The sequence below is a fragment of the Defluviimonas sp. SAOS-178_SWC genome (assembly GCF_039830135.1).
GTDB lineage: Bacteria > Pseudomonadota > Alphaproteobacteria > Rhodobacterales > Rhodobacteraceae > Albidovulum.
In genome coordinates this window covers 2,786,008-2,810,088 of sequence record NZ_CP156081.1, presented here as the reverse complement: position 1 = coordinate 2,810,088, position 24,081 = coordinate 2,786,008, and the positions used below count along the sequence as shown (strand labels likewise).

General features: G+C 67.2%; 25 protein-coding genes and 1 tRNA gene. 14 read left to right on the top strand and 12 right to left on the bottom strand.

Annotation, left to right across the window (positions count from 1 at the left end):
• The first annotated feature begins 118 nt into the window (after positions 1–118).
• From V5734_RS14500 to glmM, 4 genes are all read left to right on the top strand, one after another.
• Positions 119–805 (top strand): cell wall hydrolase, encoded by a 687-nt coding sequence (locus V5734_RS14500; protein WP_347310352.1) that lies wholly within the window; start codon positions 119–121, stop codon positions 803–805.
• Between the two features lie 132 nt (positions 806–937).
• Entirely contained in the window at positions 938–1,804 is an 867-nt protein-coding gene (locus tag V5734_RS14495; RefSeq protein ID WP_347310351.1) for a dihydroneopterin aldolase, read from the top strand.
• A gap of 46 nt (positions 1,805–1,850) precedes the next feature.
• Positions 1,851–2,876, top strand: coding sequence for a dihydropteroate synthase (gene folP / locus V5734_RS14490; protein ID WP_347310350.1), 1,026 nt, complete (start codon positions 1,851–1,853; stop codon positions 2,874–2,876).
• Complete coding sequence (gene glmM / locus V5734_RS14485) at positions 2,873–4,216, top strand: phosphoglucosamine mutase (protein WP_347310349.1); 1,344 nt, start codon at positions 2,873–2,875, stop codon at positions 4,214–4,216. The genes folP and glmM overlap by 4 nt, the downstream gene beginning before the upstream one ends.
• 10 nt (positions 4,217–4,226) lie before the next feature.
• Here glmM and V5734_RS14480 read toward each other — a convergent pair whose 3' ends face one another.
• Together V5734_RS14480 and ilvC are read right to left on the bottom strand one after the other, a co-directional pair.
• Entirely contained in the window at positions 4,227–5,102 is an 876-nt protein-coding gene (locus V5734_RS14480) for a DMT family transporter (RefSeq protein WP_347310348.1), read from the bottom strand.
• Between the two features lie 72 nt (positions 5,103–5,174).
• Entirely contained in the window at positions 5,175–6,197 is a 1,023-nt protein-coding gene (gene ilvC / locus V5734_RS14475) for a ketol-acid reductoisomerase (RefSeq protein WP_347310347.1), read from the bottom strand.
• Between the two features lie 128 nt (positions 6,198–6,325).
• On the opposite strand from ilvC, the gene V5734_RS14470 reads away from it, so the two are divergent.
• From V5734_RS14470 to V5734_RS14460, 3 genes are all read left to right on the top strand, one after another.
• Entirely contained in the window at positions 6,326–6,784 is a 459-nt protein-coding gene (locus tag V5734_RS14470) for an Lrp/AsnC family transcriptional regulator (protein ID WP_347310346.1), read from the top strand.
• Positions 6,781–7,239 (top strand): Lrp/AsnC family transcriptional regulator, encoded by a 459-nt coding sequence (locus V5734_RS14465; RefSeq protein ID WP_347310345.1) that lies wholly within the window; start codon positions 6,781–6,783, stop codon positions 7,237–7,239. Before V5734_RS14470 ends, V5734_RS14465 begins: the two co-directional genes overlap by 4 nt.
• 159 nt (positions 7,240–7,398) lie before the next feature.
• Complete coding sequence (locus V5734_RS14460) at positions 7,399–8,529, top strand: aminotransferase class V-fold PLP-dependent enzyme (protein WP_347310344.1); 1,131 nt, start codon at positions 7,399–7,401, stop codon at positions 8,527–8,529.
• Positions 8,530–8,580: 51 nt separating this feature from the next.
• Here the strand turns inward: V5734_RS14460 and V5734_RS14455 are convergent, their stop codons facing one another.
• From V5734_RS14455 to V5734_RS14445, 3 genes are all read right to left on the bottom strand, one after another.
• A complete protein-coding gene (locus V5734_RS14455) occupies positions 8,581–9,792 on the bottom strand; it encodes a UbiH/UbiF family hydroxylase (RefSeq protein ID WP_347310343.1) in 1,212 nt (403 codons plus the stop codon).
• A gap of 72 nt (positions 9,793–9,864) precedes the next feature.
• The gene (locus V5734_RS14450) at positions 9,865–10,104 is read right to left on the bottom strand and encodes a hypothetical protein (RefSeq protein WP_347310342.1); all 240 of its coding nucleotides are present in this window, start codon (positions 10,102–10,104) and stop codon (positions 9,865–9,867) included.
• A gap of 99 nt (positions 10,105–10,203) precedes the next feature.
• Positions 10,204–10,851: a pyrimidine 5'-nucleotidase gene (locus tag V5734_RS14445; RefSeq protein WP_347310341.1), complete on the bottom strand. Its 648-nt coding sequence runs from the start codon at positions 10,849–10,851 to the stop codon at positions 10,204–10,206.
• Between the two features lie 116 nt (positions 10,852–10,967).
• Between V5734_RS14445 and V5734_RS14440 the strand changes: the two genes are divergently transcribed.
• The gene (locus tag V5734_RS14440; RefSeq protein WP_347310340.1) at positions 10,968–11,609 is read left to right on the top strand and encodes a GntR family transcriptional regulator; all 642 of its coding nucleotides are present in this window, start codon (positions 10,968–10,970) and stop codon (positions 11,607–11,609) included.
• Here V5734_RS14440 and V5734_RS14435 read toward each other — a convergent pair.
• Positions 11,535–13,766: a glycosyltransferase gene (locus tag V5734_RS14435; RefSeq protein WP_347310339.1), complete on the bottom strand. Its 2,232-nt coding sequence runs from the start codon at positions 13,764–13,766 to the stop codon at positions 11,535–11,537. The two genes, V5734_RS14440 and V5734_RS14435, sit on opposite strands and share 75 nt — an antisense overlap.
• 190 nt (positions 13,767–13,956) lie before the next feature.
• Positions 13,957–15,123 carry a glutamine-hydrolyzing carbamoyl-phosphate synthase small subunit gene (gene carA / locus V5734_RS14430; protein ID WP_347310338.1) on the bottom strand — a complete coding sequence of 389 codons (1,167 nt, stop codon included), beginning with the start codon at positions 15,121–15,123 and terminating at the stop codon, positions 13,957–13,959.
• A gap of 182 nt (positions 15,124–15,305) precedes the next feature.
• Here carA and V5734_RS14425 point away from each other — a divergent pair, with 182 nt between their 5' ends.
• The gene (locus V5734_RS14425; RefSeq protein WP_347310337.1) at positions 15,306–15,764 is read left to right on the top strand and encodes a GatB/YqeY domain-containing protein; all 459 of its coding nucleotides are present in this window, start codon (positions 15,306–15,308) and stop codon (positions 15,762–15,764) included.
• A 93-nt stretch (positions 15,765–15,857) separates the two neighbouring features.
• Here the strand turns inward: V5734_RS14425 and V5734_RS14420 are convergent, their stop codons facing one another.
• From V5734_RS14420 to lipB, 4 genes are all read right to left on the bottom strand, one after another.
• Positions 15,858–16,382, bottom strand: coding sequence for a DUF2244 domain-containing protein (locus V5734_RS14420; RefSeq protein ID WP_347310336.1), 525 nt, complete (start codon positions 16,380–16,382; stop codon positions 15,858–15,860).
• A gap of 1 nt (position 16,383) precedes the next feature.
• Positions 16,384–18,054 carry a cytochrome c oxidase subunit I gene (gene ctaD / locus V5734_RS14415; protein WP_347310335.1) on the bottom strand — a complete coding sequence of 557 codons (1,671 nt, stop codon included), beginning with the start codon at positions 18,052–18,054 and terminating at the stop codon, positions 16,384–16,386.
• 157 nt (positions 18,055–18,211) lie between these two features.
• Positions 18,212–18,622, bottom strand: coding sequence for a c-type cytochrome (locus tag V5734_RS14410; RefSeq protein WP_347310334.1), 411 nt, complete (start codon positions 18,620–18,622; stop codon positions 18,212–18,214).
• 228 nt (positions 18,623–18,850) lie between these two features.
• Positions 18,851–19,444 (bottom strand): lipoyl(octanoyl) transferase LipB, encoded by a 594-nt coding sequence (lipB, locus tag V5734_RS14405; protein WP_347313642.1) that lies wholly within the window; start codon positions 19,442–19,444, stop codon positions 18,851–18,853.
• Between the two features lie 299 nt (positions 19,445–19,743).
• Here lipB and V5734_RS14400 point away from each other — a divergent pair, with 299 nt between their 5' ends.
• The 3 genes from V5734_RS14400 to V5734_RS14390 all read left to right on the top strand — a co-directional run bounded on the left by V5734_RS14400 (position 19,744) and on the right by V5734_RS14390 (position 21,846).
• Positions 19,744–20,007 carry a hypothetical protein gene (locus V5734_RS14400; protein WP_347310333.1) on the top strand — a complete coding sequence of 88 codons (264 nt, stop codon included), beginning with the start codon at positions 19,744–19,746 and terminating at the stop codon, positions 20,005–20,007.
• Between the two features lie 165 nt (positions 20,008–20,172).
• Positions 20,173–21,591, top strand: coding sequence for a peptidoglycan-binding domain-containing protein (locus tag V5734_RS14395; RefSeq protein ID WP_347310332.1), 1,419 nt, complete (start codon positions 20,173–20,175; stop codon positions 21,589–21,591).
• 168 nt (positions 21,592–21,759) lie between these two features.
• Positions 21,760–21,846, top strand: a tRNA-Leu gene (locus V5734_RS14390).
• A 65-nt stretch (positions 21,847–21,911) separates the two neighbouring features.
• On the opposite strand, the gene V5734_RS14385 is transcribed toward V5734_RS14390, so the two are convergent.
• On the bottom strand, positions 21,912–22,328 hold the full coding sequence (locus V5734_RS14385; RefSeq protein WP_347310331.1) for a MarR family winged helix-turn-helix transcriptional regulator: 417 nt from the start codon (positions 22,326–22,328) through the stop codon (positions 21,912–21,914).
• Positions 22,329–22,522: 194 nt separating this feature from the next.
• Between V5734_RS14385 and V5734_RS14380 the strand changes: the two genes are divergently transcribed.
• Both V5734_RS14380 and V5734_RS14375 read left to right on the top strand, forming a co-directional pair.
• Positions 22,523–23,491: a UPF0280 family protein gene (locus tag V5734_RS14380; RefSeq protein WP_347310330.1), complete on the top strand. Its 969-nt coding sequence runs from the start codon at positions 22,523–22,525 to the stop codon at positions 23,489–23,491.
• The gene (locus tag V5734_RS14375; protein ID WP_347310329.1) at positions 23,488–24,075 is read left to right on the top strand and encodes an amino acid synthesis family protein; all 588 of its coding nucleotides are present in this window, start codon (positions 23,488–23,490) and stop codon (positions 24,073–24,075) included. The genes V5734_RS14380 and V5734_RS14375 overlap by 4 nt, the downstream gene beginning before the upstream one ends.
• Positions 24,076–24,081 lie beyond the last annotated feature (6 nt).

Sequence of the window (24,081 nt, the reverse complement as noted above, 5' to 3'; positions counted from 1 at the left end):
TGCCGATTGACTGTTGCATAAATGTCGCATGGGTGGACGGGGCAGGTCGTTTGGGCTATCCCGACGCGGTCAAAGCCTTGGGGGGCTGTGGCTCGACGAAATAATTCGGGAAAGAACGATGTCAGTGCTGAAGTGCTGGACCGGGAGCATAGTCATGCTCCTCGCCCTCGCCGGAGGCGTGCGTGCCGAGATGACGGTGAGCCAGTCCAATGATCCGGCGGCGGCGGTGGGGATGAACCTGACCGCCCTTCTGGGACAAGAAAAAGCCGCTTTGGGCGCCGTCAGCGGCGCGCGTCTTGAAGCGATCATGACACCGCCGGCGCCGGCGGCAAAGTCAAAAACCAAGGGCGGCAAGATCGCCTATGACAATGTCTGGCTCGCCAGCCAGCCGGCCGCGCAAGGCGGCGCGGAATTCGAATGCCTCGCGACCGCGCTTTACTTCGAGGCGCGCGGCGAGGGCATCGAGGGTCAGGCGGCGGTCGCCGAAGTGATCCTGAACCGGGTCGAGAGCCCGCAATTCCCCAGGACGATCTGCGGTGTCGTGAACCAGTCGAACGGGCGGGGGTGCCAGTTCTCCTATACCTGTGACGGCTATTCCGACCGTATCCGCGAGCAGGGCGCCTGGTCCGTGGCGCGCAAGATCGCCCGGGCGATGATGGATGGCGCGCCGCGCCAGTTGACCGACGGGGCCACCTATTTCCACACGCCCTCCGTGCGGCCGTCCTGGGCGCGGCGGTTCGAACTGACCGCGAAGATCGGCCGGCACATCTTCTACCGCGCGCCGATCCAGACCGCGATGAACTGAGGCGTCCGGCCCCGGGATATGGCGCGGGGCCGGAACGGGCAAGGCCGCGGTCGCGCGCGAAAGCGCCGTCTTCGGACTTCCGCAGCGGGAGCGCATCGCTATGATGCCGCGACCCCGCCGGAGCAACGATTCATGACCGAAGACGCAAGCCTGGCCCTCGGCCCGCTCGAAAACCGGGCGGCCGCCCTGGCCGGCGCCCACCCTCCCGACCGGCTGAGCCTGCGCGACCACATCGTGTCGGCCGACATCGGTGCCTTTCAGGTCGAGCGCGGCCAATCCCAGCGGTTGCGCTTCAACGTGGTCGTGGAACTCGCCCCCCAGGAGGAAGCGGGCGACGATGTCGACCGCATCCTTTCCTATGACCGGATCACCGAGGCGATCGCCACGGAACTCGCGGCCGAGCGCCTCAACCTTCTCGAAACCCTCGCCGAACGCATCGCGACGCGGATCCTCGCCGAACCGCAACCGCTGCGGGTGTTCCTCCGGGTCGAGAAGCTGGACCGGGGGCCGGGGGCACTGGGTGTCGAGATCGTCCGGAGCCGGACCGACGCCGACGCCCCTGCCACGGTCGCCGCCGCCCCGCGTCCGGTCGTGCACGTCCTCGACGTCGCCGGCAACCTGCCCGAAATTAGGGATGCCGGGCCGGCGGTCATCGTGCCCGACCTCCCCCCGACCGACCGGCCCGAGGCCGCGACGGCAGAGGCACGACGGCGGATCGATCTTCTGGAGATCGAGCAGGCCGCCTGGGCGCTTGCCGCGCGCCATCCGGGCCTGACGGTCGTCGCCACGCGGACCGAACTCGACTGGGCGTTGAAACAGGGCCAGACGGTGGTCTGGGCGCCATCGAAGATCGTCCTCGATACCGCCGGCGCACCGGAGGCGACGGCGGGGGCGACGCTGGCCGCCTGGCTTGCCGAGGACCTCGACGCGACCGCCCTGGTCGTTCACGGCGATGTTGCAGTCCCGGCGGCTTGCCGCGTGCCGGTGGAAAGGGCGTGATGCCGGACGCTTGCCTTTCGCGCCCGGACGGTCCTAAACCCCGACCATGATCTACTACCGCCCCATCGCCCAGACCGACGCCGCCAGGCCGCCCCTGGCGCCCCGGCTTGCCGGGGGCTGGTGCTGGTTCGACCGGCTGGAACGGCTTGAACGCGGCAAGAAACCGCGGGTCGTCACCGTCGACGACGTTCCCGAAACGGTCCTGCGGCGCCTGTCGCTGCCGCGCCCGGCCTTTGCCGGCCTGACTCTGGACGCACCGCGCCTCATGGGGATTCTCAACGTGACCCCTGACAGTTTCTCTGATGGCGGCCGCTTCGATGCGCCGGCGGCGGCGCTCGCCCATGCGCGCGGGATGGTCGCGGCAGGGGCCGACATCCTCGATATCGGCGGCGAAAGCACGCGGCCCGGCTCCGCCGACGTGCCTGAGGGGGATGAGATCCGGCGTACCGCGCCGGTGATTGCCGCGCTGGTGGCCGGTGGCCTCGACGCTCCGATCTCGATCGACACCCGGAAATCCGAGGTGGCCCGGGCCGCGCTCGATGCGGGGGCTGCGATCGTCAACGATGTCGCGGCCCTCAATTACGATCCCGACCTCGCGGAGCTGGCTGCATCGCGAAACGTTCCGGTCTGCCTCATGCATGCGCAAGGCACGCCGGCGACGATGCAGGACGATCCGCGCTACGACGACGTGCTGCTCGACGTCTACGACTTCCTTGCCAAACGTGTCGCCGCCGCCGAGGCGGCCGGCATTCCGCGCGAGCGGATCGCCGTCGACCCGGGCATCGGGTTCGGCAAGACGGTGGCCCACAACCTCGCGCTGATCCGGGGGCTCTCGCTCTTTCACGGGCTGGGTTGCCCGATCCTTCTCGGCGCGTCGCGCAAGCGCTTCATCGGTACGCTCGGCGGTGGCAGTGCCGCGACCGAGGCCGACCGGCGCGGGCCGGGCACCATCGCGGTGATGCTGGCCGGTCTGGCGCAGGGTGTGCAGATTCACCGCGTCCATGATATCGTCGAGACAAAACAGGCGCTCCGGCTCTGGCAGGCCGTGACCCTTGGAGAAGAAGAAACATGAGCAGGAAGATCTTCGGCACCGATGGCGTGCGCGGCACGGCGAATTCCTACCCGATGACGGCCGAAATGGCGCTGAAACTCGGCGCGGCGGCCGGGCGCTACTTCCGCACCGACGGGCGGAATGGCCACCGGGTCGTGATCGGCAAGGACACGCGGCTCTCGGGCTACATGCTGGAGAACGCGCTGACCGCCGGCCTCACCTCGACCGGCATGAACGTTCTCCTCCTCGGCCCGGTGCCGACGCCTGCCGTGGGCTACCTGACGCGGTCCATGCGCGCCGATCTCGGCATCATGATCTCGGCCTCGCACAACCATGCCCATGACAATGGTATCAAGTTCTTCGGCCCCGATGGTTTCAAGCTTTCCGACGAGGCGGAGGCGGAGATCGAGCGGATCCTTTCCGGCGCGATCGAGCCGGCGCAGCCGCAGAATATCGGCCGCGCGAAGCGGATCGACGACGGGCGCGGCCGCTATGTCGAATATGCCAAGACGACCTTTCCCGCGCGTGGTCAGCTTTCGGGCATGAAGGTGGTGATCGACTGCGCCAACGGCGCGGCCTACCGCGCCGCGCCCGAGGTGCTCTGGGAACTCGGCGCCGACGTGATCCCGGTGGGCGTCGCCCCGAATGGCCACAACATCAACGACAAATGCGGCTCGACCCACACCGCGACGGCCGCCGAGGCGGTCGTCGCCCACGGCGCCGATCTCGGCATCTGCCTCGACGGCGATGCGGACCGGGTGATGATCCTCGACGAGAACGGCCGGGTGGCGGATGGCGACCAGATCATGGCGCTTTTCGCCGCGCGCTGGGCCGAGGCCGACAGGCTGAAGGGCGGCGCGCTGGTGGCGACGGTGATGTCCAATCTCGGGCTTGAACGCTTCCTCGTCGGGCGGGGGCTGCGGCTCGAACGGACCGCCGTCGGCGACCGCTACGTGGTCGAGCGGATGCGCGAGGGCGGGTTCAACCTCGGCGGCGAGCAGTCCGGCCATATCGTCATGACCGACTATGCCACGACCGGCGACGGGCTGATCGCGGGCCTCCAGTTCCTCGCTGCGATGGCCGAGACTGGGCGCCGCGCGTCGGAGCTTGTCCGGCAATTCGAGACGGTGCCGCAGTTGTTGAAGAACGTCCGCTACGGTGCTGGGAAAGAACCCCTTTCTGTCGCGTCCGTGCAGGCCGCGATCACCGGTGCCGAGGCGCGTCTGAACGGTTCCGGCCGTCTTCTGATCCGCAAGTCCGGCACCGAACCGCTGATCCGGGTGATGGCCGAATGCGAGGATGCGGCGCTTCTCGCCGAAGTCGTGGACGGCATCGTCGAGGCGGTGCAGGCGGCGGTCTGAGGGCCAGCGCCTAGCTGGTCCGCTTCCGGCTCAAGACCAGACCGGAGAGGATGAGCCCCAGCGCCGCGAAGAAACGCGGCGACAGCGCCTCGTCCAGCACCAGCGCGCCGAAGAAGAATGACCAGAGCGGAACCTGATAACTGGTCAGCGTCATGAAGCTCGGGCCCGCCGAGCGGATCACCTGCACCCGGATCAGCGTCGCGAGCGCCGTGGGCACAAGGCCGAGGATGACGATCGCCGCCATCGGTACGGCGCCCGCGGTTTTGGGCAGCCCCTCGCTCAGCAACATCGCGGGGATCAGGGCGGCTGCTCCAACGAGAAGCGCGAACGCGGCCAGCGGGACCGGATCGACGGGCGGGCAGCGTCGGGTGGTGATCGACGACACCGCGTAGCAGAGCGCTGCGCAAAGGCAGGCGAGGCGCGGCAGGGCCGCAGGGCCGCCGGCCAGCGCCTCCGGCGCCATCAGCACCAGGACCCCGAGAAAGCCGAGCGAGAAGCCGGACGCCTTGCGCCAGCTCAGCCGTTCTCCGGGCACGAAGGCATGGGCGAGCGGCAGGACGAAGAGCGGCCCGGCCGCCATCGAAAGCCCGGCGAAGGCCGAGGGGACGCTTTGCTGACCCCATGAGAGAAGAAAGAACGGAAGGGCCGTCGAGGTGAGCCCGATGACCACGATATGCGCGCCCAATCTGCCAGACCAGCGGGGCAGGGGTCGCCGGAGCGCCAGAACCGCGATCCAAAGCGTCACGGCGCCGAGCGTGGTGCGCGCGGTGGCCACCGTCACTGGCCCATAACCGCGCAATGCGAACGCGATCACCATGAAGGTCGCGCCCCAGATCAGGCCGAGCGCCATGATCGACAGCCAGTCGCGCAGGGTCGGATGCGGCATTGGGCCCCCTCAAAAGAACAAGGGGCAGCATAGCGGCTGCCCCTTGTCAATGTTTCGGTCGCGGGCGAAACGTCAGTTCCGCGACTTGTCGACCATCTTGCCCTTGGAGATCCAGGGCATCATGGCGCGCAGCTTTTCACCGACCTGCTCGATCTGGTGTTCGTCGTTCAGGCGGCGGGTCGCCTTGAAGAACGGCTGGCCGACCGCGTTTTCCTGCATGAAGTCGCGCACGAATTTGCCGGTCTGGATGTCGGTCAGGACTTCCTTCATGCGTTTTTTCGTCTCGTCATAGGGCAGGATGCGCGGACCGGAGACATACTCTCCGTATTCGGCGGTGTTCGAGATCGAGTAGTTCATGTTGGCGATGCCGCCTTCGTAGATCAGGTCCACGATCAACTTCACCTCGTGCAGGCACTCGAAATAGGCCATTTCCGGCTCGTAGCCGGCCTCGACCAGCGTCTCGAAGCCCATGCGGATCAGTTCGACGAGACCGCCGCAAAGCACCGCCTGTTCGCCGAAGAGGTCGGTTTCGCATTCCTGACGGAAGTTGGTCTCGATGATGCCCGAGCGGCCGCCGCCGATGGCGGAGCAGTAGGACAGGCCGATCTCCATCGCCTTGCCGGATGCGTCCTGATGGACCGCCACGAGGCAGGGCACACCGCCGCCCTTGACGTATTCGCCGCGCACCGTGTGGCCCGGGCCCTTCGGCGCCATCATGATGACATCGACGCCGGGTTTCGGCTCGATCAGGCCGAAATGGACGTTGAGGCCGTGTGCGAAGGCGATCGCCGCGCCTTCCTTCAGGTTGTCATGGACGTATTTCTTGTAGGTCGCGGCCTGAAGCTCATCCGGCATGGTGAACATGATGAGGTCGCACCAGGCGGCCGCCTCGGCAATGCCCATGACCTTGAGGCCTTCCTTCTCGCACTTGGCAGCGGAGGGGGAGCCTTCGCGGAGCGCGATCACCACGTTCTTGGCGCCCGAATCCCGCAGGTTCAGCGCATGGGCGTGGCCCTGCGAGCCATAGCCGAGGATGGCGACCTTCTTGTCCTTGATGAGGTTGATATCGCAGTCGCGATCGTAATAGACGCGCATGATGTGTTCCTTTCTTCGTTTCTGGCGGCGAGCATAGGGGGAAAGCGCCGAATTCCCGTTCAAAATTTGACGATATGAGCCATATGTGAGAATGATCATTCATCAATTCGCATCTTGGCAAAACTTCCATGCAAATCGACGACACCGACCGCCGCATCCTGCGCCAACTTCTGGCGGAGCCCGGCCTTGCCACGGCCGACCTCGCCCTGCGCGCCGGTGTCACCGCCGCGACCTGCTGGCGACGTATCGAGAAACTCACCCAGGCCGGAATCCTCAAGGGGCAGCATGCCGTCGTCGACTGGCGGCGTCTTGGCTGGGCGGTCGAGGTCTCCCTGCGCTTCACCCTCGACAAGACCAACCCGCGCGCCTTCGACGAATTCCTCGTCGCCGCCCGCGAGGTGCCCGAGGTGATCGAGATCCAGACCTTCCTCGGCCGCGTCGACGTGCGCCTCGATGTCATCGCGCGCGACATGCGCCACTACCAGGAGATCTATCGAGAGCGCATCCTGACGCTGCCGCATATCGCCGACATCGAAAGCCTGATGCTCGTCTCGACGATCAAGGAAACCGGGAGCCTCGCGCTGTGATCGACCTTGACGATACCGACCGCGCGATCCTTCGCGCCCTCGTTGCCGACGCCACGCAAAGCGCCGGCGCGATCGGTCGTGCGCTTGGCCTCAGCCAGCCCGCCGCCTGGCGCCGGATCCGGCGGCTGGAAGAGGCCGGCGTCATCGCCGGCCGCCGCATCGACCTCGATGCCGAGGCTCTGGGCTTCGGCGTGACCGTCTTCCTCGGCGTCAAACTCGCCACCAAGGGCCGCGTCAGCCTTGAGGACTTCGAGCGCGCCGCGACCGCCATCCCCGAGGTCCAGACCGTCCAGCATGTGCTCGGTCTCTTTGACTACCGCCTCCGCGTCACCGCGCGCGACCTCGCCGATTTCGAGCGCGTCCTGCGCCGCCGCATCATGACACTGCCCGGCGTCGGCAACGTCGAGGCGAATGTGCTTCTTTCGGAAGAACGCCGCCCGGGCCCGCTTGGCTGACGACCGGATTCGCAAGCTGCTTCATCTTGCCGAAAATACCTCCCGGGGAGTCCCGGACCAGGGTCCGGGGCGGGGGCGGGCAGCCCCCGGCGACAGTTCCGCTTGGCATTTGCCCCCGGTCTGCGATACCCCAAGGACGAACACGAATACGGAGGTCCCATGCCCGCGCTGCTCACCGATATCGACCCCGACGGGCTCGAAGAATTCTCGGTCGTCTTCACCGACCGCTCGCTCAACCACATGAGCGGCGCCTTCCAGGAGGTGATGCGCGACATCTCGGCGATGCTGAAGGAGGTCTATGCGGCCGAGGCCGTGGCCCTCGTTCCCGGCGGCGGCACCTTCGCGATGGAGGCGGTCGCGCGCCAGTTCGCCGGCGGCGCCCGCGCGCTGATCGTCCGCAACGGCTGGTTTTCCTTCCGCTGGACGCAGATCTTCGACGCCGGCGGCTTCGCGGCCGAATCCCATGTCGCCCTGGCGCGCCGGGACGGCAACGCCCCCGACGCCCCCTTCGCCCCCGCGCCGATCGAGGAGGTGACGGCGAAGATCGCCGAAGTGAAGCCCGATGTCGTCTTCGCGCCCCATGTGGAAACCGCGAGCGGCATGATCCTGCCCGACGATTACCTCAAGGCGCTGGCCAGGGCCGCCCATGACGTGGGCGCGCTCTTCGTGCTCGACTCGATCGCCTCCGGCTGCATCTGGGTCGACATGAAGGAGGTCGGCGTCGACGTTCTCATCTCGGCGCCGCAAAAGGGCTGGTCGGCCTCGCCTTCGGCGGGCCTCGTGATGTTCTCCGAGGCGGCCCTGAAACGACTGGAAGAGACGACCTCGTCGAGCTTCGCGATGGACCTGAAGAAGTGGCGCGCGATCATGGCGGCCTACGAGGCGGGCGGCCACGCCTATCATGCGACGATGCCCACCGACGCGCTTCGCGCCTTCCGCGACACGATGAAGGAGACCAAGGAGTACGGCTTCGAACGACTCCGCGCCGCGCAACGGGCGCTCGGCTCCGCTGTGCGGGACGAACTCGCCTCCCGCGGCATTCGGTCGGTCGCGGCTTCCGGGTTCGCTGCGCCGGGCGTTGTGGTCAGCTTCACCGACGATCCCGAGATCCAGAACGGCAAGAAATTCGCCGCGCAGGGCGTCCAGATCGCGGCGGGCGTGCCCTTGCAGGTCGGTGAGGGCGAGGGCTATCGCAGCTTCCGCATCGGCCTTTTCGGGCTCGACAAGCTCTACGATGTCGAGGGAACGGTGGCGCGCGTCCGGCGCGCGCTCGATGCCGCCCTGGGCTGAACCCTGAGAATGGCGCGCGGGCCGGGACGCGACCGGCCCCGCCTGCCGGGATCAGCGCATGCCGAGCCCGGTTTTCATCAACGTCTTGCGCACCGGGGCGAATGAGTAGAGCGCGTTGAGCGCCCCCGCCCGCAAGTCGCGCAGGGGCCGCGCCGAGATCATCGAGGTCCGGTTCAGAAGATCGATCCCCGTCACCCGCGCCTTGACCTCGGGCCAGCGCCGGCGGTGATAGGCGGTCAGCATCGACCTGTCGCCAAGCCGATCCGGCGCCTCCCGTGCGAGGTCGAGCAGGCAGGCGAGATCGGCGAGCGACATGTTCAGCCCCTGCGCCCCGATCGGCGGGACGACATGCGCGGCCTCCGCCAGAAGCGCGGCCCGCTCCGCCTCGAACCGGTCGGCGATCTGGTTGATGATCGGCCAGACCGACCGTCGCGTGACAAGCGTCAGCGGCCCGAGGAGCCCGGCGGAACGCGCGAACATCTCGGCCTCGAACGCCCCGACGTCGAGCGCGGCAAGCCGCAGCGCCTCCGGTCCGCGCTCCATCCAGACGACGGCGGAGCAGGGCTTGCCGTCGCGGTCCGGCAGCGGCACCAGCGTGAACGGTCCGCCCGACCGGTGGATCTCGGTCGAGACATTGTCGTGCGGGATCGGATGGGTCACGGCGAAGGCCAGGGCCTTCTGGCCGTAGCGGGTCGTCTTGACGCCGATGCCGAGCGCCTCGCGCACCGGGCTTGACCGCCCGTCCGCAGCGATGAGCAACCGGGCCGAGATCCGTGCGCCGTCACGGAGCGTCACCCGGGCCTCGCCCGCGCGCGTCAGCACCGCCTTCGTCGCGTTGCCCGGGCGGAAATCGACGCTGGGCAGTTCGGCGATCCGCGCGACCATCTCGCGCCTCAGAAGCCAGTTGGGGAAGTTCCAGCCAAAGGGCTCCTCGCCGATCTCGCCGGCGTCGAAATCCTTGACGATGCGCGGCTCCGGCGCCTCGCCGCCCGCATCGACGATGCGCATGATCTTCAGCGCCGCCGCATGGGGGGCGAGACGCGACCAGAGCCCGGCCTCCTCCAGCACCCGCCGGGCCGGTTGCAGGAAGGCGGTGGTGCGCATGTCGGCGCCCGCCTCCGCCGCGTCCGTGACCGGCGGGGCGGGGTCGACGCAGATCACCGAAAATCCGGCCGCGCCGAAGGCCGCCGCCGCCGTCAGGCCGGCGACGCCGCCGCCGGAAATTAGCACATCTGTCGTCTCGGGCATCACTTTGTCAGCCATCGCCGCACCTCGTTTCCGGCGCGACAATAGACCCCGGGGCGGCGGTCGTCCAAGGGCTAAGACGTCGCGGCCCTACTTGCCGATCGTGATCAGGATCAGAACCGAGAAGATGACCGGAACCGTGGCGAGGGCCGTGAGGCCGAGCGCAACGAGACCCCAGGTCTTCACGGCGAGAACCAGAAGCGTCAAAAGAATGACGAGGAAGTAGAGGATGTTGTCGCGGCTGCCGTGGACGAGGTCGCGGGCGATCCAGCCGACGACGGGGATCGAATAGTACCAGGGCAGGCCAGGTGGGTTGGTCGTGGCAGTCATGGGGTTCTCCTGTTCGCTGGCGCGCGAGGTATGCGGCCCCGGCCTCGGCTTCAACAGGTCGGAATGACGCGCGGCAGGTCGTCGCGGGCGCTTCCGGCCTCAGGGCGCGAGCCGGAAGAGAAACTCCGCGAGGTCATCGGTGTGGTGGTGGATATGCTCCGCCGGTTCCGGCGCGGGGGCGACGTGAACGGTCCGCATTCCCATCGCATGGGGTGCGGCGAGGTTGCGCGGATCGTCCTCGAACATCGCCGCGCGGGCGGGGTCGATCCGGGCCTTGGCAAAGATCGTCTCGAACGCCGCGCGGTCCGGCTTCGGCCGGTAGCCGGCATGTTCGACCCCGTAGACCGCGTCGAAGACGCCGGAAAGGCCGCGCGCCTCCAGCACCCGCTCGGCATAGGGCGCCGAGCCGTTGGTGTAGACGATCCGTTTGCCCGGCAGCGCCGCGATGGCCGTCCCGAGCGGCGCATCCGGTTCCAGATGGCCGAGCGAGATGTCGTGGACGTCGTAGAGGTAGGGGACGGGATCGAGATCATGTTCGTGCATCAACCCGGCGAGCGTGGTGCCGTAGAGCTGCCAGTAGTGATGGCGCAGACGGTCGGCCTCGCTCCGCCCGACACCGAGCGTCCGCATGACGAAATCCGTCATGCGCACCTCGATCTGATCGAAGAGCCGGGCGGCGGGCGGATAGAGCGTATTGTCGAGGTCGAAGACCCAAGCCTCGACATGCGTGAAACGGGCTGTGTGCATGGGGCCGAGACTACGCGTTCTGACCGGCGGCGGCAATGGACCGGCTTGCCATGTCCGGCAGGGGGGCCTAGGCTCGCGCGCCGCCGCATGGACGGGCGGCACGGGAAGGGAAGGCCATGCAGAAGGACGCCTATACGCTCATCCTCGAGGCCATCGACAGCGGCATCTACCGGCCCGGAGACCGGCTGGTCGAGGCGGAGCTGGCCGAGCGTTTCGGCGTGTCGCGCACCCCGGTGCGCGAGGCGTTGCAGCGGCTGGAGACACAGTCGATGTTGGCGCGGGACGGACGGTCGCTGATCGTCGCCTCGCTCGACCACAACCAGCTGGCCGAGCTTTACGTCGTGCGGTCGGAACTCGAAGGGTTGGCGGCGCGGCTTGCGGCGAAGCATGCGACGCCGGAAGAGGTAAAGGTGCTCTCGGACATGGTGGCGGCCGACCGGGCGCATGTGGGGGATCCGTCCGAACTCAGCCGTGCGAACCGGCGGTTCCACAAGCAGATCCACCTTGCCTCGCACAACCGCTACCTCGTCCAGCAGCTCGACCTCGTCCACCGCTCTATGGCGCTTCTAGCGACGACGTCGCTTGCCGCCGAGGGGCGCGGGCTGGCGGCCCTCAACGAACATGCCGAGATCGTCCGGGCGATCGCCGAGGGCGACGGCGAGGCGGCGCAGGCAGCCTTGCGCTCACATATCTCCAAAGCCTTCGAAACACGGCTGAAACTCGATGCCGGGGCGCCGCGGGGCGCTGGCGATCGCTGAGCCGAGAATGTAGGCGGTCCGCTGGCGTTTGACCTCCGCCACGTCGGCGGGCGGAACGAGGACCAGCGCTGGCCTGCCGGGCTGGGTCCGGGATTCGGGCGCCTCCGCTGCCGCGCTCGACGGGGGGCTGAGATGCAGGCGCGCCGGACGGGCGGCGGGATGGAGGGGGATCGGGGCCGGATCGGCGGCGGGCACGTGGACGGGATTGCTGAGCATCAGCACCGGCAAGAGCTCCGGCGGGCCGGAACGCGCTGCGATCACCCCGTGCGAGGTCTTGTCCCAGTAGAACGGCCGCGTCAGGCATTCGTAAAGCGCCTTGTAGGACGAGAGCGCCGCGAGCGGGAAATAGAAGTGCAGCGATGGCACCCATTTCATCAGGTAGCGGTGATCGGCTCCCCGCGTGGCCCACATCCCGACGGCGATATTGACGAGCTCCGACGCGACGAAAAGCGTTCCGAGCGTGGCGAGGGCGGCAGGCGGCAGCACCCCGTTCAGGGGGTGCGGCAGTCCGAATGCAAGCAGCCAGAAAGACCACAGGACCGGCGCTAGCAGCGACTGCGACAGGGTTCCGAGAAAGAGGATCTGCACCCCGATGAACCGCTTCGTCCCGAGATCGCGCCACAGCCGGGCGGGATCGCGCATGTGGCAGGCCCAGGTCATTGCGTAACCCTTCTGCCAGCGCGAGCGCTGCCGGATCCAGGCGACCGGCCGGGCATTCGGCTCTTCGCGGGTCACGGTGGGGATCAGCTCCGTCCGGTAGCCGTGCCGCTCCAGACGGACGCCGAGGTCTGCATCCTCGGTGACGTTGTGCGCGTCCCAGCCACCGAGTTCCTCAAGCACCTTGCGGCGGAAAAAGAGCGTGGTGCCGCCAAGCGGCACGACGAAGCCGAGCCGGGCGAGGCCGGGCAGCATGGCGCGGAACCAGGCGGCGTATTCGACCGCGAAACAGCGGGTGATCCAGTTGTGGCGGGCATTGTAGAAGTCGAGGATGCCCTGAAGGCAGGCAACATCCGGCGCGCAGTCCTGAAAGCGGCGCACGACGGCGTGGATCTGGCCCGGATCGGGCGCGTCCTCGGCGTCCCAGATGCCGACGATAGCGCCACGGCAGAAGTCGAGCGCGTAGTTGAGCGCGCGCGGCTTGGTGCGGATCGGGCCGGAGGGCACGATCACCACCCGCATCCAGCGCGGCAGGCTGCGGCTCGCCAGCGCTTCCTGGGTCAGAAGATCGTCCTCTTCCACGACCAGGAGCACGTCGAGCAGTTCCTTCGGGTAGTCGATGCGCCCGATCCGGCGGATCAGCGGGGGGGCGATATCGTTCTCGCGAAAGAGCGGGACCATTACCGAAACGATGGGCAGGCGCGCCAGGGCCGGGCGCGGCGCCTTTGGTTCCCGCCGGGCGGTGGCTTCGGCGAGAAAGGCCGCGAATTTCAGGCCGGTGAAGGCAAGAAGCGTCGCCACCGCCCAGAGCGTCAGAAGCGCGAAGGTCGGTGTCGGGGCAAAAATCAGCCCGGCCACCAGCAGCGACACCACCGCGAAGGCGATCCTGCCCGCGCGCGCGCCGTCCTGCGACCGGCAGCTTTCCGCCGCCGCGACCCTGGTTTCGGCCCGCCGGATGAGGGCGGTCTGGCGCGTGGCGATGAGCGCTGCATGGATGTCCCGCTCGGGTGCCAGCGCCATCAGAACCGGGCCGAAATCACCGGGCAGTTCGGCGCGCATCCGCGCGAACTCCTCCGGGCGCGCCGTCGCGAACACGGTCGCCCCGCCGATCCGGCGCCACGGAAGGACACCGTGGGCAAGGCAGAACTCGGCGCCGAGGCCGTCGATCAGCCGCGCGTCGGGCGGTTCGGTGATGAGGTCGACCGCCTTCGCGCCCCATTGGATCGACAGGGCGACCATCAGGTCGGCCTCGCTGACCCAGCCGCGGGTGAGGAGGATGTCGCCGATGCGCGCGTCCTGCCGGTCACGCAAGGCCAGCGCCTTGAGCATGTTGCCGGGTTCGACGGCTTTCATGTCGATCAGGATCTGGCCGAGCGGCTTTCGCCGCGCGCGCGCGCGTCGGGGCCGTGCGCGGGGCGCGAAAGCTGGTCGCTCCGTCACGAAGGGTGGCGGCGCGATTTCGGGCGTGACAAGGCGCAGGTGGGTGGATGGTGGCGACATGACGGTCCGAACGGAAGCGATCGGGCCGAGCCTCCGCCGTCCGTGGTTAACGGGCGGTTAACGAAAACCGCTCAATTGCGGCGAAACGGTGAGATTTCGGGCCGGCCGAGCGCCCTTCGCGCAAGCGAAGGCTGCGAGATGAAGGTATGCGCGCTTGCGCGCTCCTTCGGATCGGACCCGGTCGGCGGCCTCAGGCGGCGCGCCGGGCTCGCATCGCCTCGGCGAAGCGTTCGAAGAGGTAGAAGCTGTCCTGCGGTCCGGGGCTTGCCTCTGGGTGATACTGGACGGAGAAGACCGGGTGATCCTCAAGCCGGATGCCACAGTTGGAGCCGTCGAAGAGCGAGATGTGGGTCTCGCGCACATCCTTCGGCAGGGTCTGGCTGTCCACGGTGAAGCCGTGGTTCATCGAGGTGATCTCCACCTTGCCCGTTTCGAGGTCCTTCACCGGATGGTTGGCACCGTGATGGCCGTGGTTCATCTTGATGGTCGTGGCGCCGAGCGCCAGCGCCAGCATCTGGTGACCAAGGCAGATGCCGAAGACCGGCAGATCACGGTCGAGAACGCCCTTGATCATCGGCACGGCATAGGCGCCCGTCGCCGCCGGGTCGCCGGGGCCGTTCGAGAGAAATACGCCCTCGGGATTGTGCGCGAGCACCTCTTCCGCCGTCGCGGTGGCGGGCAGGACCGTGACGTCGCAGCCGACGGTGGCGAGGCAACGCAGGATGTTGCGCTTGGCGCCGTAATCGAGCGCCACGACGCGGAACCCGTCGCCTTCGCGCTTGCCGTAGCCCGAGGGCCAGGACCAGCGGGTCTCGTCCCAACGGTAGCTCTGCGCGCAGGTCACTTCCTTGGCGAGGTCGAGGCCGACGAGGCCCGACCAGGCCCGCGCCTTGGCGACGAGCGCGCCGATGTCGAACTTGCCGTCGGGATCATGCGCCAGCGCGACATGAGGGGCGCCCTGCTGGCGGATCGCGCGGGTCAGGCGCCGGGTGTCGAGGCCGCCGATGCCGATCCGGCCGCGCTTGGCGAGCCATCCGACCAGAGGCTCCGCCGCGCGCCAGTTCGACGGCTCCGTAGGATCCCATTTGACCACCATCCCGGCCGCCACCGGGTCTGCGGTCTCGTCATCCTCGGGATTGACACCGGTATTGCCGATATGGGGGAAGGTGAAGGTCACGACCTGCCCGGCATAGGACGGATCGGTCATGATCTCCTGATAGCCGGTCATCGCGGTGTTGAAGCAAAGCTCGGCCACCGTTGTGCCGGTGGCACCGAAACCCTTGCCGTAGAACACGGTTCCGTCGGCGAGCGCGAGGCAGGCCGTGGGCTTGTCCTGAGGCTTCTGGCTCGTGGGCATGGCGCGACTCCCCGGATCACAAATCCCGCGGAAACTACGGGTGTCGGCGGCTATGGTCAAGGGTCGGATAATGTTTTGGCTTACGTAGCGAAATCAACAACTTATGCAGAATATGGCTGGTTGTGTCCGGTGCCGGATAACGATATGGTGGGAGCTTCGGAAGCTCAGGGGATGGAGACCCGATGAATATGCGCGATAGGATCGGCGCGGCCCTCAAGGATGCGATGAAGTCCAGGGACGCGGACCGATTGTCGACCCTGCGGCTGATCAATGCCGCGATCAAGGACAAGGATATCGCGTTGCGCGGCGAGGGCGGCGACGCCTCGGTCGGCGACGCGGAGGTGCTGGCGATACTCGGCCGCATGGTCAAGCAGCGTCAGGAATCCGCGCGGGCCTATGAAGAGGGCGGGCGGCTGGAACTCGCGGAGAAGGAACTCGCCGAGATCAAGGTGATCGAGGACTTCCTGCCGCGCCAGCTCACGCCCGAGGAGGTCGGCGCGGCCGTGGATGCCGCGATCGCCGAGGTCGGCGCCAGCTCGATCCGCGACATGGGCAAGGTCATGGCCGCGCTGAAGGCCAGGTATACCGGCCAGATGGATTTCGGCGCCACGGGCCCCATGGTCAAGGACCGGCTGGGATAAGGCGCACGCCGTCGCGGTAGCAAGGGAACTGCGCCTGCGCCTGTGCCCGTCGTTCCAGGGAAGGGGGCGCGCCTAAACGCCCCCGACAGACCCTCAGCGCAGATTGGAGAGGTGCTCGCGGAGCTCCGAATAGAGGGCTTTGCGTTCCTCTTCGCTGAGAAACGCCCCGAGTTCGACCTCGCGCCCCTCGCCTTTCAGCGTCAGATAGGACGGCACCGGCCCGCCTTCCGGATAGAAATGGACCCGGACCCAGAAGGGATTGGCCTGCCAGGACTGCTCCGCCCCGTCCGGCGCCCGGCGCGTCAGGTCGATCCGGTCCCGGCGGAACGTCAACACCTCGGTCAACTCGCCCTGACGGTAGCTGTGTGACAGCGCCCACCAGACGCCGGCGACGGCAATCGCGATGAAGGGCAGGATCCCCCAGAGGATCACCGTGCCGAGCATCGCCATGAGCGGCAGCCCGAGCATCGTCGCGGTGATGGCGATGAAGAGCACGAAGCCCTTTCGCGGCAACGATCTGAACGGCCAGAGATGCAGCTCCGCGAGCACCGTTTCAGAAGAAAAGGCCCCGGATTGCTCCGGGGCCTCGTCAAGGGACACAACCCATTCGTAGGGCATGTCAGTGCGCGTGGCCGTGATCCCAGTCGCTCGGCTTGGGGAGCGTCTCGAACGTGTGCTCCGGCGGCGGGGACGGCAGCGTCCATTCCAGCGTGTCCGCGTAGGGGTTCCAGTAGTTCGCTTCGCTCACCCGCTTGCCGGCGCGAAGCGTGTAGACGACGATGCCGATGAAGAAGACGAACGAGGCGAACGACAGGTACGCGCCCAGCGACGAGACGAAGTTCCAGTGGGCGAAGGCCTCCGGATAGTCGATGTAGCGGCGCGGCATGCCCTGACGGCCGAGGAAGTGCTGCGGGAAGAACGTCAGGTTGGCACCGATGAACATCATCCAGAAGTGGAGCTTGCCCGCCCATTCCGGATACTGCCGTCCCGACATCTTGCCGATCCAGAAATAGATGCCGGCGAAGATCGCGAAGACCGCGCCGAGCGACATCACGTAGTGGAAGTGCGCGATCACGTAGTAGGTGTCGTGATAGACGCGGTCCACCGGCGCCTGGGAAAGAACGATCCCGGTCACGCCGCCGATGGTGAAGAGGAAGAGGAACCCGAAGGCCCAGAGCATCGGCGTCTTGAACTCGATCGAGCCGCCCCACATCGTCGCGATCCAACTGAAGACCTTGATGCCGGTGGGCACCGCGATCACCATCGTGGCCAGCATGAAGTAGGACTGCTGGGTCAGCGACATGCCGACGGTGTACATGTGGTGCGCCCAGACGACGAAGCCGAGCACCCCGATCGCCACCATCGCGTAGACCATCGGCAGGTAGCCGAAGACCGGCTTCTTGGAGAAGGTCGCGATGACGTGAGAGATGATGCCGAAGCCGGGGATGATGATGATGTAGACTTCCGGGTGGCCGAAGAACCACAGGATGTGCTGGTAGAGGATCGGGTCACCGCCGCCCTGAGGTTGGAAGAAGGTGGTGCCGAAGTTGCGGTCGGTCAGCAGCATGGTGATGGCGCCGGCCAGAACCGGCAGCGACAGCAGGATCAGCCAGGCGGTGACGAAGATCGACCAGGCGAAGAGCGGCACCTTGTGCAGCGTCATGCCCGGAGCGCGCATGTTCAGGAAGGTGGTGATCATGTTGATCGCGCCGAGGATCGACGATGCGCCCGAGACGTGCACCGCGAAGATCGCGAGGTCCATCGACCAGCCGGCCTCGTTCGTCGAGAGCGGCGGGTAAAGCACCCAGCCCACGCCCGAACCGGCCTGATCGTTGCCGCCCGGTGCCAGAACCGATGCCACGGCGAGCGAGGTGCCCGCGACGTAGAGCCAGTAGGAGAGGTTGTTCATCCGCGGGAACGCCATGTCGGGCGCGCCGATATGCAGCGGCATGAAGTAGTTGCCGAAACCGCCGAAGAGCGCCGGAATGACGACGAAGAACATCATCAGGATGCCGTGGGCGGTGACGAGCACGTTCCAGAGGTGGCCGTTCGGCGTGCAGGGCTCGTCCGAGGCGAACAGCCGCGACCCTTCCATGCACATGTGCTGCACGCCCGGATCCATGAGTTCCAGCCGCATGTAGACCGTGAAGGCCACAGAGATGAAACCCACGACCGCGGCCGTGAAGAGGTAAAGGATTCCGATATCCTTGTGGTTGGTGGACATGAACCAGCGGGTGAAGAACCCGGGGCGGTCATGTTCGCCGTGGCCATGAACGGCTGCGTCGGCCATGCTGATCTCCCATTCCTTATGCGCGGCAGGGGGCGCACAGCTCCCCGCCAAGGCTATTGCCCCGTAATAATTGGCGGGAACGGGATGGGCAATCACAGAAGCGGGCGCCGGGCACGAAAAATTGTCTCGGCCCCGCGCCCGTAGAAAGTGTCGGTGCTTATTGTCCGGCCGAGGCGAGGTAGGCAGCCATGTCCTCGGCGCCCTTGGTCAGTTTGAAGGTCATTTTCGACTTGCCGGCGGCATCTCCCGAAAACTCCTCGAGGAACTTCGAGGGGTCGGGGAGATATTCGGCGAGGTTCTCCTCATCCCAGACGAGGCCCTTTTCTCCGGCTTCCTTCATCACGTCGCTGTATTTGAAGTCGGTCGCGCCAGCGGCCCGGCCCACAACGCCATAGAGATTCGGCCCGGTCTTGCCGCCCTTCTGGATCTCGGTGCCGTCGTCGGCGACGATCATGTGGCAAGCCTTGCACTTCTTGAAGTCGCTTTCGCCCTTGGCGGCGTCACCGGACGCAAGCGCAGGGCCGGCCAGGGACAGGGCGGCGACGGCGGCGAGAAGTTCGGTTTTCATCAGCATTCCTCTTTTTCAGTTGGTCGCGAAGACGCAGGTTCGCGCGCTCATACCATGCCCGATCTATGTCCGACTTGCGATAAGTCAATTCGCAGGGCCTGCACGGATCACGCGCTTGCGGCGCGACTGCGCCGCCGCCTCGCTTCTGCCGGGCTTGCCGGCAAGGACGATCGACAGCACGGCTGTGTTTGCCCTGATCTGGCTGAAATCCGGTTGTCGCGGGAATCCTTACCCGGCGAAGACCGTCCCGAATGTCGCCTTCAGCGCGGTGTCGAGGTCGTCCATCGTCACCGGCAAGCCGAGATCGACGAGGCTCGTCACGCCATAATCGCGGATGCCGCAGGGCACGATGCCGTCGAAATGGCTCAGATCCGGCTCCACATTGATCGAGATGCCGTGGAAGCTCACCCATTTCCTGAGCTTTACCCCGATCGCGGCGATCTTGTCCTCGCACGGGCGGCCGCCGGCGCCGGGCGCCTTGTCGGGCCGCGTGACCCAAACCCCGACCCGGTCGGGGCGAATCTCGCCGGTCACGTTGAACTCGGCCAGTGCCGTGATGATCCAGCCTTCGAGCTGGTGGACGAAGGCGCGCACGTCGCGTTCGCGCCGGTTGAGGTCGAGCATCACGTAGGCCACGCGCTGGCCCGGCCCGTGATAGGTATACTGCCCGCCGCGACCGGCCACATGGACCGGGAAGCGGCCGGGATCGGTCAGGTCCTCGGCCCGGGCCGAGGTGCCGGCGGTGTAGAGCGGCGGATGTTCCAGCAGCCAGATCGCCTCGCCGGCGCGCCCCGCCGAGATGTCGGCAACCCGGGCTTCCATCGCGGCAAGCGTGTCGGCGTAGTCCGAGAGACCGGGCAGATGCGTCCATTCGACCACGGGGTCGCTCCTTCAGGCGGTGTCCGTGCGACAGCACATAATCCGCTTGCCCCGGTCTGAAAAGCACCCGCTTTCGTGGGCGGTTCTCACGGCGATCGGCGGAGGATGGCCCGAGGCAGGAATTCCGGACTGTGCGATCCGGGGCTTTGGGCGCATGATTCCCCGCATTCGCAGGAACTTTGATACTGAACACGGCCCCACCTTTGCGCGGGGCATTCAATCAAGAAATTTTGGAGGCTGACATGAACGTATATCATGTGGCGGCGTCCTCCGTCGCCCTGACCCTCGGGCTTTTGCTCGCATCGCTCCTGATGGCGGCCGAAGGAGAGCCGGCGCAGACGTCGGCGCAGATGAACCGGCCGCTCTACCATCCCCGCGCCGCACCGGCGGCCGACCTGTCGGCGCGCGCCAGCGTGCCGCGCACCTACGTGCCCGGCAACACACAAGCCTACTTCCTGACGGTGCCGTCGGTCGCGCAAATGAACCGTGCGCGCTATCGCCGTTGATCTCCCGAAGGTTGCGGTTACGGGTCGAATTCAGCTGCCGTTGGGTAAATCAGGCATTGCCAGACATGCTCGCCGGGTTCAGACTTCCCCTGTTTTTAAAAGACTGTCGCGGGGCGGTGGGGGCCGCCCCGTGGTGAATTTGGTCCTGAACGCAGGAGAGATATCATGATGTTCAAACGAATTGCGATTGCCGGGACTGCCGCATCCCTGGCGTTCGGTCCGGTCGGCCCGGCCTTCGCCAACGGCGGCGATGCCATTGTCGGTGGGATCATCGGCGGGATCATCGGCGGCGCCATCGTCAACGAGAACAACAAGAAGCGCACGGTGGTGCGTAAGTCAACGAGTTCCGGGATGACGACCGCGCAGCGCGAGGCCAATCGCGAAACGCAAGTCGCGCTCAACTATTTCGGCTATCCGGTCGGAACGCCGGACGGCGTCCTTGGCCGGAATTCGCGCAACGCGATCTCGCAATACCAGATGACGCTCGGTTATCCGGCGACGGGGCAACTGACGGAATACGAGCGCAATCACCTGATCGGGTCCTATCACCGCGCGGTGGCGGGTGGCTCCCTGACGATGCAGCAGGCGGCGGCCAATCCGATGGGAATGCGGGGGCTTCTCGTGACCTGGCGGGACGAAGCGATGGGCATTCCGCCGCAGGGCCAGGTGGTGGCCGTTCCGGCGGTGCCCGAGGTGCCGGCCGCCGAACCGACGGTAGAGGCCGCCGCCCCGGCGCCGGCCGCGCCCGGTCTGCCGACCTTCCTCGGAGGGGCCGCGACGGAAGCCTCGCTCGCCTCGCACTGCAACCGCGTCGGGCTGATGGCGTCAACGGCGGGGGGCTATACGACCGTGGCCACCATGACCGATCCGATGACCGCGCTCGGCGAGCAGTTCTGCCTTGTCCGCTCCTTCACCATCGCCGAGGGCGAGGAGATGGCGGCGCGGGTGCCGGGCGTCACGCCCGAGCAGATTCGCGCCCAGTGCGCGGGATTCGGCCCCGCGATGCAGGCACAGGTCGCGGCGCTCTCGCTCGAATCGGCCGATAAGGTGATTGGCGATGTGCGCGGTTTCGTGCTTTCGACCGGAATGGCGCCGGCGCAGCTTTCGGCCACGGCGAAGATCTGCCTGTCGGTCGGCTATGCGCAGGACGACATGGATGTGGCGGTGGCCTCCGGCCTGATCCTCGCGGCACTCGGAGAAGGTGCCTATGGGGAACTTCTGGGGCACCATCTCAGCCAGGGGTTCGGCGCGGCCCGGCGGGCCGATCTGGCCTTCGACTGGTACGACATGGCGCTGAAGGCCGCCGACCAGAGCGGTTCCGTGCCCTTCGCGCCGGGCCAGCCGGAGCGGATGCAGCTTGTGCGCAAGGCCGCCTACACGATCGCGGGCCGCGCCGATCAGGCGGCAATGCCCGAAACGGCGCCCGCCACGCTGCCAAGCTTCAGTGTGCCCGCCGCACCGGAAAAGACCGCCGAGGCGGCAACGACACCCGCCGAGGCGCCGACGCCGGTCGCGATGACCGCCGATCAGGTTGACGCGCTGCCGCTCGCGGCGCGGCTGCCATTCCTTCTTTTCCGCAACTGAGACCGGCGGGGAAATCCAGCGGGCGCGGGTTTCCGCGCCCGCTTTCTTGCGTGTTCGATGCCCGCCCCCGGAAAATTTTCAAGGGTCCGAAAAATCCCCTTCACATCGCCGGAGCCATTGGCTAAGTAACGCCCACCTCGCCCGGGGGCGTTCGTTCCCAGGCCCGGTGCGGTTGTGGCGGAATTGGTAGACGCGCAGCGTTGAGGTCGCTGTGGGCTAACCCCCGTGGAAGTTCGAGTCTTCTCAACCGCACCACTCTTACCCCTCGCGTTTCCGGATGAGGCCCGCACAGGGCGCCCGGCACGTGGTCGCGCACCCTCCTAGATCTTGTCGAGCAGCGCCAGAAGCCGATCCCGTTCACGCGGGTTGAGGTTGCGCGCGGTCCGTTCCGAGATTTCGGCGGCGAGGGGAATCGCCTCGCGAAGGAAGTCGCGGCCTGCGTCGGTCAGCGAGATTTCGACCCGCCGCCGGTCAGTGGGCGACGGCGCCGTCATGATCAGACCTTTCCGGGCCAGCCGCTCCACCACGCCCTTCGTCGTGGCCGCATCCATCGCCACAAGCCGGCCGAGATGATTTTGCGACAGCGTGCCTTCGTCTTTCAGCTTCGCCATGACCGCGAACTGGCGTGGCGTGATATCCGGCATCCGGGACGAAAAAATCTCCAGATGCCGCTGATTGGCAAGGCGCAGCTTGAAACCGATCTGGTCCTCTAGCCGATATGGCGCGTCCTTGGTCACGCGGGTCCGATGCCTCCCTGTCCCTTGCCGGGGAAATCCTAACGGCTTGGCGCGCGTTGACAAGCGCCGAGCCCGGTAGTGGGTGGCCCGCGCGTGGAAAATTCGTTTGACAGCAAACAAAACTCGCCGCGTAATCGGAAGAAGGGTCGTGACGTCGCGATCAGGCGCGGCGGCAGCAGGAAAGGCGGATACCGGTGTCTGGACCGGCGTGGATGGCGGCCGAGACGGGGCAGGGCGGGCTGCGGCGGGTCATCGCCTGGCCGTCGCGCGGCTGGCCGGGAAAGACCCACGATCCTGACGGCCGGCTGCACCTGAGCCACGGACCGATTGATCTGGTCTTCGATCTGGGCGGCGCGCCGGAAGAGGTCGCGGCGGCCGAGGTTGTCGCGGGCCGCGCGTTCGACGGCCTTCTGGAGGCGCTCGTGGCCGAACTGCCGCTTTTGCGCAGCCCCGTTGGTCCGGGAACGCCCGACCCCGAGGGGCCGGTGGCACGGCGCATGATGCGGGCGGTCCGGCCCTTCGCTGACCAGTTCATCACCCCGATGGCCGCGGTTGCCGGGGCGGTCGCGGACCACATGCGCGACGCGATCCGGGCCGGGGCCGGGGTGTCCCGCGCCGTCGTCAACAACGGTGGCGATATTGCCCTTCATCTGATCGGGTCGCAGCGCTACCGGATCGGCATTCACGACTACCGCCATTTCGGCCGCTATGCAGGCATCGTCGAGATCGGCGCCAGCGATGGCATCGGCGGGGTCGCGACCAGCGGCTGGCGCGGCCGCAGCCATTCGCTCGGGGTCGCCGATGCGGTGACGGTGCTCGCGGCAAGCGCGGCCGAGGCCGATGCCGCGGCGACGCTTATCGCCAATGCGGTGGACCTTCCGGGCTCGTCCCGCGTCACCCGGCGTCCGGCGCGGGACCTGTCGCCCGACAGCGATCTCGGCGACCTGCCGGTCACGGTCGACGTGGCGGATCTGACGCCGGACGAGATCGCGACCGCCCTTGCCGCCGGTGTCGCCCGGGCCGAGGGTTACGTCGCGCGCGGACTGATCAGGGCGGCGTTCCTTACCCTGCAAGGGCAGGCGCGGGGCGTCGGCGCGGGCTTTGCCGCGGCGATGCGGATCGAGGATGGTGGATTGAAGACGGGAGGAGGCGAGGACCGATGACAAAGGCGAACATCCGCAAGATCGTGACGGTGGTCGAGGAAGTCCGGAGCGAGATGGGGCAGGTCGTCTCGCCGCCTACCCGGCGCGCCGCCGCCCTCGCAGTGATCGAGAACCCCTTTGCCGGCCGCTATGTCGCGGACCTCGAGGAGTTGATGGTGATGGGCGAGGAATTGGGCGAGATTCTTGGCGAGGCCTGCGTCAAAGCCCTGGGCATCAGGCCGGAGGAGGCGCAGAGCTACGGCAAGGCGGCCCTTGTCGGCGAGAACGGCGAACTCGAACATGCGGCCGCCATCCTGCACCCGCGTCTTGGCAAACCTTTGCGCGCGGCGGTGGAGAAGGGGGCGGCCCTCGTCCCCTCCAACAAGAAGCGGGGGCCGATGGGCCATCCCATCGACGTGCCCTTGGGCCACAAGGACGCGGCCTATGTGCGGTCGCATTTCGACGGGATGGAGGTCTCAGTCAACGACGCGCCCCGGGCGGATGAAATCCTTGTCGCGGTCGCGGTGACCGACAGCGGCCGGCCGCTGCCGCGCGTCGGCGGGCTGACCCATGCAGAGGCCGAGGGCAAGGACGGGCTGCGCTGAGAATGA